Source organism: Actinomycetospora sp., from assembly GCF_055612215.1.
Genome location: NZ_JBVPVA010000081.1, coordinates 1 through 9,300 on the forward strand (window position 1 = coordinate 1; position 9,300 = coordinate 9,300).

Genomic DNA, 9,300 nt, shown 5'->3' on the forward strand with positions numbered 1-9,300 from the left:
CCACCAGCGGCGCTTCTACGGGATCGAGCTCGACCCGGCGTCGCAGGTCGTGGTGTGCGCGGGCGCCTCGGAGGCGCTCTCGTCGGCGCTGATGGCCCTCGTCGCGCCCGGCGACGAGGTGATCGCGCTCGAGCCGTTCTACGACCTCTACGCCGCCACCGGCGCCCTCATCGGCGCGTCGCTGGTGCCGGTGCGCATCTCGGCGCCGGACTACCGGCTCGACCCCGAGCTGCTGGCGGCCGCCGTGACCGACCGGACGACGGCCATCCTGCTCAACTCCCCGCACAACCCGACGGGCGCGGTCCTCTCGCACGCCGAGCTGGAGGCGGTGGCCGCCGTCGCCCGGCAGCACGACCTCCTGGTGATCACCGACGAGGTCTACGAGCACCTGCTCTTCGACGACGAGGTCCACATCCCGATCTCGACGCTGCCGGGCATGGCGGAGCGGACCGTCACGGTCTCGTCGGCCGGCAAGACGTTCTCGGTCACCGGCTGGAAGATCGGCTGGGCGACGGGGCCGGCCGAGCTGATCGAGCGCGTGCTGAACGTCAAGCAGTGGTTCTCGTTCGCCTCCGGGACCCCGCTGCAGCACGCGGTCGCGGTGGGGCTCGGGCTGCCCGACGAGCGGTTCGCGCTGCTCGGCCGCGACCTGCAGGCCAAGCGCGACCTGCTCACCGAGGGCCTGCGCGACCTGGGCATGGAGGTCTACCACTCGAAGGCGACCTACTTCGTCACCGCCGACATCTCCCCGCTCGGCGAGACCGACTCGCTGGCGTTCTGCCGGTCGCTGCCGGCGCGCGTCGGGGTCGCGGCGGTGCCGAACCAGGTGTTCCACGCGTCGCCCGTGGGCGTCGAGACCCAGGTCCGGTTCGCCTGCTGCAAGCGCGACGAGGTCCTCGCCGACGCGTTGCTGCGGCTGCGCAAGCTCTGAGGCGACGCGCCGCGACCCCTCCTCCCCACCTGTGTGGGGGCGGTCTAGTGTTCTCGTCTCCGGCTCGGCCGGCGACCCCGAAGGTGGCCCGTGGTCCTGCGCATCGCTGTTCCTGACCGTGGTGTGGTGGCCGATGCCGCCCGATCGCTGCTCGACGCCACCGGCTACGGCACCTCCCCGGCGAGCCTGCTCGCCGCGCCCGCCCTGCTCGGCGCCCCGGTCAAGGTCTTCGCGCTGCCCGAGCGGGACATCCCGATGTACGCGGCCGAGGGCGGCCTGCACCTCGCGGTGACCGGGTCGCTGTCCGTCGACGAGGCGTCCGTGTCGGTCCCGGTCGCACTGGAGCTCGACGTGGGCGCCCACGAGCTGACCTTGTTCAGCTCCGAGCCCCGGGTCCGCACCGAGGGCGACCTGCACGGCGCCCGGGTCGCGACGCCGTTGCCGAACCTGGTCCGCCGCCACCTCGCGACCGCGACGATCGCGGCCCGTCGGGTCGTCCCCCTCGACCCGGTGGAGCACGCCGTCGTGCTCGGCATCGCCGACGCCGTGGCCGCGGTCGTCGACTGCCGGACGGACCTGTCCGGGCCGATGCGCGCGATGCGCCGGCTCGGCACGGTCCGGACCGGCCACCTCGTCGTCGTCGAGGGACGCGCACCCCGCGACGACGTGACGCGCCTGGTCAGGACCCAGGTGCTCGCCCGGCTGCGCGCCGCCGGGACGGCGTCCGCGACCGCCCTGCTCCAGTACGACTGCCCCAGCGGGCTGGTCGAGCAGACCACCGGGCTCGTCGACCCCGGGCGTCCGCCCGAGGTCCACCCGCTGACGTCGGGGTGGAGCACCGTGCGGCTCTCGGTCGAGCGGGACCGCACCGAGGGCATCGTCGAGCGGCTCCTCGACCTCGGCTGCCGCGAGGTGATCACGTTCGTGCCGCGGGACCACCGGGTCGGGCACCGCACGCACGGGGAGGGCGGGCGCGGGTCGGGCGCGGAGTCGCTGCCCTCGCCGCGGGGCCTCCCGCCCGAGGTGGCCGAGGCGGCGCCCGGCCGTCCGGCCGTGCGCCCCGACCGGGCCTGGACGCGGAGCCCGTCCGCCGCGCGGGGGCGGTGAGCGGGATCCCGCGACACCTCCCGGGGCTAGCGTGCGGGGGTGGACGGTCGTGTGGTCGTGGTCGGCGGCGGACCGGGTGGGGTGCTGCTGACCTACCTGCTCGCCCGGGGTGGCGTCGCGGTGACGTTGCTCGAGGCCCGGCGCGACTTCGCGCGGCGCTTCCGGGGCGACACCCTCGCGCCCGGGGTGCTCGAGTACCTCGACGACCTCGGGCTCGCGCGTGACCTGCTCGCGGAGGTCCCGCACACCCGGTCCGAGATGTTCCGCTGGCACACCCCGGCGAAGACCTACGACCTCGTGGACTACCGCGGCGCCAGCCGCCGGTTCCCGTTCTTCGCGCTCATCCCGCAGGCCCGGTTCCTGCCCTGGCTCGCGGCGCGGGCCGAGGCGTTCGGGGCCCAGGTGTGCCTGGGCGCACGGTTCTCGGCGCTGGTGCGGTCCGGGGGCGACGACGACGGCGAGGGTCGCGTGGTCGGTGTCGAGTACACCGTCGACGCGGTGACCCACCGGCTCGACGCGGCCCTCGTCGTCGGGTCGGACGGGCGGTCGTCGAAGGTCCGGGCCGCGGCGGGGATCACGGCGACGGAGCTGGGCGCGAGCCTCGATCTGCTGTGGTTCGCCGTCGAGCGCCGCGACGACGACCCGGCGTACTCCGGGCTCGACCTGTTCGCCCGCCCGGGCGGCACGATCGCGCTGCTCGACCAGGGCGCCGGCGAGTGGCAGGTGGGCTGGTCGATCCCGGCGGGCACGTACCCGGCGGTGCGCGAGGGCGGCGTCGGGCCGCTCGTGGACGCCGTGGCGTCGGTGCTGCCGTGGCTCGCGCCGCGGCTGCGGACCGCGCTGACGTCGGTGAACGACCTGACGCTGCTGCCGGTGCGGATCACGACCGTCGACTCGTGGTCGCGGCCGGGGGTGGTGCTGCTCGGGGACGCCGCGCACGTGGTGTCGCCGGTCGGCGGCAACGGGATCAACCTGGCGCTCGCCGACGCGGCCGAGCTCGCCAACCAGCTGGTGGGTCCGCTGCGTGCGGGCGCCGGTCCCGAGGAGGTGGACGCGGCCGCGGCGCGGCTCGAGGCGGTGCGCCGGCCCGACGTCGAGGCCGAGCAGCGCCGGCAGGTGCGCACCGAGCAGGCGGCGGCGAAGCGCAACGCGTCCGGGGTGGTGGGCCCGCCGACGGCGCTGCGGGTGCTCTCGGCGATCCCGGGGTTCTCGCGGCTGGCCGGGCGGCGGGTCGGGGTGCGGGTGCCCGCCCCGGTGCCGGAGATCGCTTCGGGCTGACGCCCTCGTGCGGGGTCAGCCCAACCCGACCGCGGCCGCCCCGTGCGTCGGCTCGCCGCCGCGCAGCGTGGCCACCACCTCGGTGGTCCCGATCCGGTCGGCCTCGACGCGGGTGACGTCGTCGCCGAGCACCACGAGGTCGGCCAGCATCCCGGGGGCGAGGGTGCCGCGGCGGTCCTCGTCGCCGGCGATCCAGGCGGTGTCGACGGTCAGCGAGCGCAGCGCGGTCACCGCGTCCACGCGCTCGTCGGGACCGATCGTGCGTCCCGACGAGGTGCGCCGCTGCACCATCCCCTGCATCGTGCGCAGCGGGTGGCCGTCCCCGACGCACGGCCGGTCCGACGACGCGGGGACCCGCACCCCGGCCCGCAGGAACGACGCGTGCCGGTAGAGCAGGTCCGCGCGCTGCTCGCCGACCGCGGCGAGCATCGAGTCGCCGATCTCGTACAGGAAGCGGGCCTGCGGCACGGGCGTGACGCCCAGGGCGGCGAAGCGCACCACCTCGGCGTCGGAGACCACCCCGGCGTGCTCGACGCGGTGGCGCACCTCGGGGCGCGGGAGCCGCGCCTGCGCGTCGGCGAACGCGTCGAGCGCGGCCGCCACCGCCCGGTCGCCGATGGCGTGGGCGGCCACCGTCCACCCCGCGAGGTGGGCGCCGACGACCACGTGGTGCATGTGCGCCGGGTCGTCCTGGTAGTAGCCGGCGTGGTCGCGGTCGTGGAACGGCTCGCTCATCGCCGCGGTGCGGGAGCTGAGCGCGCCGTCAAGGAAGATCTTCATGGGGCCGAGGCGGAGGTCGTCGTCACCGAGGCCGGTGCGCATACCGAGGTCGAGCCCGACCCCGTCCCCGCCGGGCAGCGCGTGCAGGGCGGCGTCGACGGGCATGACGACGACCCGCTGGAGCAGCGCCCCCCGCTCGCGGGCCTGCTGGTAGGCGGCGAGCTCGCGGGGCGTGCGCCCGATGAAGCCGCCCGCGATCCCGCACTCGGTGACGTGGGTGAGCCCCTGCGCGGCGTAGACCCGGGAGGCCCGGGCCAGCGCCTCGGCGACGTCCTCCACCGCGAACGGGCGCAGCAGGTCCGCGAGCAACGGCTGCGCGGCCTCCTCGACGACGCCGGTGGGGACGCCGTTGTCGTCGAGCACCACCTTCCCGCCCTCGGGCACCGCGGCCCGGCCGCGGCGACCGGACGCGTCGAGGATCCCGGCCCGACGCAGCGCCTCGGTCGACCCCGCGCTCACGTGCCCCGACCGGTGCTGGAGCCGCACCGGCCGCCCGCCCGCCGCGCGGTCGAGCGCCGCGTGGTGCGGGGACCCGCCGAGGACGACGTCGTCGTAGCCGGCGCCGGTGACGAACGCGTCGGGCGGCAGGTCCGCGGCCCGGACGGCGATGGCGTCGTAGACCTCGTCCAGGGTGCGCAGGACCGAGAGGTCGATCTCGGCGAGGGTCTGGCCGAACCACGCCATGTGGTTGTGCGCGTCGCCGAGACCGGGCACGACGGTGGCGCCGCCGCACCCCGCGGTGCGCCGTGCCGTGAGCCCGGCCGGGAGCGCGCCGTCCTCGAGGACCGCGAGCACGCGCCCCTGGTGGATCGCGAGCCCCCGAGCGCGGGGGCCGGTGCCCTCGCCGTCGAGGGTGAGCACGTCCGCGTCGGTGACGTGGAGATCGATCTGCACGGCGGCCTCCGGGATCGGACATGCGCGAGGGGAACCCTCGGCCGTTCTAGCCGACCGGGGGTTCCCCTCGCGCGGGGGACCGGCTCAGCCGCGGCGGCGCACCGTCGCCAGCAGCGCCCCGACCCCGACGACGACGGCCGCTCCCGCGAGGACCCACCGGGGGTCGACCGCGGCGAGCGTGGCGGGCGCGACGACGGCGAGCACCGCCACCGCGAGGCAGACCAGCCCGACGAGCAGCGCCAGCGGGTCGAACCGCCGCCGCGGGGGAGTCTCGGGCCGGGCGGTGGCCAGGCCCGCGTCGGCGTGGACGGTGTAGGGCGAGTCGGGAGTGTGCCAGGAGGTGGGACCGCCGGTGTCAGCCACGCTGCACCGCCACGTCGCCCGCGCCGCTGTGCAGGGCCAGGTCGATGACGGGCCCGCCGGGGCCGTCGGGGCCGAGGTCGACCCGGCCGGCCACGGCGGAGGTCGCGCCGAGGCAGTCGACGTCGCCGATCCCGGTGTCACAGCTCATGGTCACGTCGGCGGTGGCGGGGACCTTCACGGTGACGTCCCCCGCGCCGCTCTGGAGCGTCGTACGGACCGGCGGTGCCCCCGGGGCGACGGCGAGCCGGGTCAGGTCGAGGTCGATGTCCCCGAATCCGGTGCGGTACTGCGGGGCGACCATCGCGGGCACCGTCGGCGCCTGCGTCACGTCCCCGCCGCCGCGCTCGACGGCGTTGCCCGGCCCGGTCCAAGGAGCGGTGAAGCCGGGCTGGGTGACGGCGAGCGAGCCCAGCACCGTGAGGATGACCAGCGGGACCGCCGCCACCACGAGGCCGCGGCGCGGGCGTCGCGGGGCGATCGACCCCACGACGAGCCCGAGCCCGACGACGGCGAGCGCGGCGGCCGGGATCCACACCGGGCTCGCGCCGGGCAGCTCGACGAGCAGGGCGGCCCCCGCGAGGCCGGCCGCGACGAGCGCCAGCGCGAGCGTCACCGGGGTGAGCACCGAGCGCGGGCCCCGCACCGGGGCCGGCTCGGCGGCCCGCGGCCGGGGCTCGGCGGGCAGGCTCCACCCGCGGGGTGCCGCGCCCAGCGGGTCCCAGTCGACCGGGCCGTCGTCGTCGGCCCAGGCCCCGGCCGGGGGCGCCGACCCGGCCCACGCGGGCCACGGGGCGCCCTCGGCGGCCGGCGTGCCCGCCACGCCGAGCTCCGCCCGGGCGGTGTGCACCAGGTACAGCGCGACGCCGGCGAGGGCGAGCGCGACGAGCGTGACGACCCGCCCGGAGAACGCGGGGATCAGCGTCCCGGCGGCGACGATCACCGTCGCGACCACGACGAGCGTGGGCGGTCCCGGTCGGCGCCCGGGGCCCCGCCCGCCCGCCGCGCGGTCCCGCCGCGGCGGATCGGCCGGGTCCGGGGGCAGGACGAGCCAGCCGAGCAGGTAGAGCAGCAGCCCGCCGCCGACGATCGCCCAGACGACGAACGCCACCCGCACGAGCGTCGGGTCCACGTCGTAGCGGCGGGCGATCGCGCCGGCGACCCCCGCGATCCTGCTCTCCTCGCCACGGCGCGCCGGCCGTGTCTCCCAGGCCGACCGCGTGACCCCCGCGATGTCGGTCCCCGCCCGTGCGCGGTCCCCGCGCTGTGTCCCGGTCGGCCCGCTCATGGGCTCCATCCTCTCCGTCCGGGCGGCACCCGTGGGGCGCCGTCCGCCGATCCCGTCCTCGGCGCGTGGGGCGCCGACTGCGATCGAGCGTCACGGACGGCACGGCTCGGGGCGTCCGGGTGTCCCCGGGTCTTCGCCTCCGGGGACCCCCGGTTTTCCCGGGGTGCGCGACCGGTGGATCCCGAGGCCCGACGGCCCGCGGACGTGTGACGATGGCTCCCGTGACCGCCCCGGAGCCGCTGCGCGCCGCGGGGTCGGGCGACGCCGCGGAGGCGCCCGACCCCGCGCACCGGGTGCTGCGCCACCGGCGCGGCGCGGTCGTCGCGGGCGTGGCCGGCGGGGTGGCCGACCACCTGGGCGTGCCGGTGCTGCGGGTCCGCGTCGTGCTCACCGTGCTCTGCGCGCTGGGCGGCGCCGGGGTGCTCGCCTACGGCGGCCTCTGGGCCTTCTGCCCGCTGGAACCGGCCGGCACCGAGCGCGAGGTCGACGACCGCGACCGCCTGCGGGGCTACGGGCTCGTCGCGCTCGGGCTCGCGCTCGCCCTGGTGCTCTCGGCCGTCGGCGAGCAGGTGTCCGGCTGGGTGCTGGGCCCCCTCGGCATCGCCCTGGTCGGGGCCGCGGTGGTGTGGCGCGAGGCCGACGGGGACACCGACGGCGCCCGGGCCGGGCGCCGCGGCCGACCCCGGATCGTCTCCGGGCGCGGTGGCGTGTTCCGGGCCGTGCTCGGCGTCGTGCTCGTCGCCGGCGGGATCGTGGTGTTCCTGTTCGCCAGCGTCAGCCCGGCGGTGGGCAGTGGCACGCTGGGGGCGGTCCAGTTCGGGCTGCTCGCCGCCACGGCGACGCTCGTCGGGGTCGTCGTGCTCACCGTCCCGTGGTGGATGCGCCTCGCCCGCGAGCTGACCGCCGAGCGCCGCGAGCGCATCCGCTCCGAGGAACGCGCCGAGATCGCCGCCCACCTGCACGACTCGGTGCTGCAGACCCTCGCGCTGATCCAGCGCCACACCGAGGGCGGCGACGAGGACTCGGCGGCGGTCCGCGAGGTCCGCCGCCTCGCCCGGCGCCAGGAGCGGGAGCTGCGGGAGTGGCTCTACGGCGAGCGCGAGCGCCCCGCGGGACCGGAGGACGCCGTCGAGGACCCGGAGCACCGCTGCTTCGCGGCGGCCCTGCGCGCCGCGGCCGGGGAGGTCGAGGACGCCTTCGCGGTGACCGTGGCGCCCGTCGTCGTCGGGGACGCCGGGCACGACCCGCGCACCGCCGCGCTCGTCGCCGCCGCCCGCGAGGCGATGGTCAACGCCGCCAAGCACGCCGGGGTGGAGGAGATCAGCGTCTACGCCGAGGTCGACGACCCCGGGGACGCCCCGGGCACCGTCGCCGTGTTCGTCCGGGACCGCGGCTGCGGGTTCGACCCGGAGGCCGTGCCCGACGACCGCCACGGTCTCGCCGACTCGATCCGGGCCCGCGTCGAGCGCCAGGGCGGCACGGTGCGGGTCCGCACCACGCCCGGGGAGGGCACCGAGGTGGCCCTCACGCTGCCCCGGGCCGCGCCCGCCCCCGAGACCGCCGAACGCACGACGAGCGAGGTCGCATGAGTACCGGGACCGCCCCGACCGACGAGCCGGTGCGCGTGTTCGTCGTCGACGACCACGCGCTGTTCCGCCGCGGCGTGCGGGCCGAGCTGGAGGGCCCGGGCGCGGCGGGGGTGACCGTCGTCGGCGAGGCCGGCTCGGTCGGCGAGGCGGTCGCGGGCATCGGGCACTACCGCCCCGACGTCGTGCTCCTCGACGTCCACATGCCCGAGGGCGGCGGGGCGGCGGTGCTGGCGCGGACGCGGGTCGAGTACCCCGACGTCGTGTTCCTCGCGCTCTCGGTGTCCGACGCGGCCGAGGACGTCATCTCGGTGATCCGGGCCGGCGCCCGCGGCTACGTCACCAAGACGATCTCGGGGCGGGACCTCGCCGACGCCGTACGACGGGTGCGGGCGGGTGACCCGGTGTTCAGCCCGCGGCTCGCGGGCTTCGTCCTCGACGCGTTCGCCGACCGGCCCGGCGCGGCGCCGCCGGTGGACCCCGAGGTCGACCAGCTCACCCGCCGGGAGCGCGACGTGCTGCGGCTGCTCGCGCGAGGCTACGCGTACAAGGAGATCGCGGCCGAGCTGGTCATCTCCGTCAAGACCGTCGAGACCCACGTGTCGAGCGTGCTGCGGAAGACGCAGTCGTCGAACCGCCACGAGCTCTCGCGCTGGGCGTCGGACCGGCGGCTCGTGTAGGTGGCCTCCGGCCCTGTGAGCACTTTCGGGTGCTATAGCCCCGGAAAGTGCTCACAGGCGCGGAGCGCACCTATGACGGCAGCGGCTGGTCGGAGTCGATCAACCAGGCGCCGTTGCTGCCCTGGATCATGCCGAGCTCGTGGGTCTCCCGGACCGGCGCGCGGCCCTGCGGGAAGAAGAGCAGTGAGGCGCGGACCCGGTCGTCGGCGACCGCCGTCGCCCCGGTGACCTGCACCGCCGAGATCGTCGACCAGAACCCCTCGTAGGCGGCGTAGCCGCCGGACGACCGCTGCTGGTCCGGGCCCAGCCGCGCCCACCCGGCGGCGGGGTTGCCGGGGACGATGCCGTAGTAGTCCTGCACCGCCGCCACCATCGCCGCGTTCGGGTCGGCGGGGG

The 9,300-nt window shown here is 77.0% G+C and carries 8 protein-coding genes and 1 pseudogene; 5 read left to right on the plus strand and 4 right to left on the minus strand.

The window, feature by feature from the left end; genetic code table 11:
* From AC0CYZ_RS01870 to AC0CYZ_RS01880, 3 genes are all read left to right on the plus strand, one after another.
* Window positions 1-931, plus strand: a 931-nt coding sequence (locus AC0CYZ_RS01870) for an aminotransferase class I/II-fold pyridoxal phosphate-dependent enzyme (protein ID WP_472211717.1), incomplete at its 5' end; no start/stop codon positions are given.
* A gap of 126 nt (window positions 932-1,057) precedes the next feature.
* Window positions 1,058-2,038 (plus strand): hypothetical protein, encoded by a 981-nt coding sequence (locus AC0CYZ_RS01875; RefSeq protein ID WP_472211720.1) that lies wholly within the window; start codon window positions 1,058-1,060, stop codon window positions 2,036-2,038.
* A 39-nt stretch (window positions 2,039-2,077) separates the two neighbouring features.
* Window positions 2,078-3,316 (plus strand): FAD-dependent monooxygenase, encoded by a 1,239-nt coding sequence (locus AC0CYZ_RS01880; RefSeq protein WP_472211724.1) that lies wholly within the window; start codon window positions 2,078-2,080, stop codon window positions 3,314-3,316.
* 15 nt (window positions 3,317-3,331) lie between these two features.
* Here the strand turns inward: AC0CYZ_RS01880 and AC0CYZ_RS01885 are convergent, their stop codons facing one another.
* From AC0CYZ_RS01885 to AC0CYZ_RS01895, 3 genes are all read right to left on the minus strand, one after another.
* On the minus strand, window positions 3,332-4,990 hold the full coding sequence (locus AC0CYZ_RS01885; protein WP_472211727.1) for an amidohydrolase: 1,659 nt from the start codon (window positions 4,988-4,990) through the stop codon (window positions 3,332-3,334).
* A gap of 84 nt (window positions 4,991-5,074) precedes the next feature.
* Window positions 5,075-5,353: a hypothetical protein gene (locus AC0CYZ_RS01890; protein ID WP_472211730.1), complete on the minus strand. Its 279-nt coding sequence runs from the start codon at window positions 5,351-5,353 to the stop codon at window positions 5,075-5,077.
* Window positions 5,346-6,638, minus strand: a complete 1,293-nt coding sequence (locus AC0CYZ_RS01895) for a PspC domain-containing protein (protein ID WP_472211733.1) — start codon at window positions 6,636-6,638, stop codon at window positions 5,346-5,348. The genes AC0CYZ_RS01890 and AC0CYZ_RS01895 overlap by 8 nt, the downstream gene beginning before the upstream one ends.
* 212 nt (window positions 6,639-6,850) lie before the next feature.
* On the opposite strand from AC0CYZ_RS01895, the gene AC0CYZ_RS01900 reads away from it, so the two are divergent.
* Together AC0CYZ_RS01900 and AC0CYZ_RS01905 are read left to right on the plus strand one after the other, a co-directional pair.
* Entirely contained in the window at window positions 6,851-8,227 is a 1,377-nt protein-coding gene (locus AC0CYZ_RS01900; protein ID WP_472211736.1) for a sensor histidine kinase, read from the plus strand.
* Window positions 8,224-8,904 carry a response regulator gene (locus AC0CYZ_RS01905; RefSeq protein WP_472211739.1) on the plus strand — a complete coding sequence of 227 codons (681 nt, stop codon included), beginning with the start codon at window positions 8,224-8,226 and terminating at the stop codon, window positions 8,902-8,904. Before AC0CYZ_RS01900 ends, AC0CYZ_RS01905 begins: the two co-directional genes overlap by 4 nt.
* A gap of 70 nt (window positions 8,905-8,974) precedes the next feature.
* Here the strand turns inward: AC0CYZ_RS01905 and AC0CYZ_RS01910 are convergent.
* A pseudogene (locus AC0CYZ_RS01910) lies at window positions 8,975-9,300 on the minus strand (serine/threonine-protein kinase); the annotation flags it as partial.